This is a genomic window from Pseudonocardia sp. EV170527-09, assembly GCF_008369905.1.
GTDB lineage: Bacteria > Actinomycetota > Actinomycetes > Mycobacteriales > Pseudonocardiaceae > Pseudonocardia.
In genome coordinates this window covers 1-228 of the sequence record NZ_VRMC01000712.1, presented here as the reverse complement: position 1 = coordinate 228, position 228 = coordinate 1, and the positions used below count along the sequence as shown (strand labels likewise).

Genomic DNA, 228 nt, shown 5'->3' with positions numbered 1-228 from the left:
CCGCACTCCTCGCAGTGGACGACCTCGTCGGCGGGCGCCGTGCGGACCTGGCTGAGGAAGGTCCGGTCCAGCTCGCGCCGGCAGGCGCCGCAGCGGGACTCGCGCAGCTGCCCGGCCGCGACCCGGCCGCCGGCGCGGAGGCGCTCGTAGTCGGCGAGCAGGTCCGCGGGCTGCGCGGCGACGAGCTCGGTGCGGGCACGGTCGCGCCCGCACCGAGCTCGTCGCCGC

At 79.8% G+C, this 228-nt stretch carries 1 protein-coding gene; it reads right to left on the bottom strand.

The window, feature by feature from the left end:
• The coding region (locus FVA95_RS30560) for a C4-type zinc ribbon domain-containing protein (RefSeq protein WP_240051825.1) at positions 1-228 on the bottom strand (228 nt) is incomplete at both ends.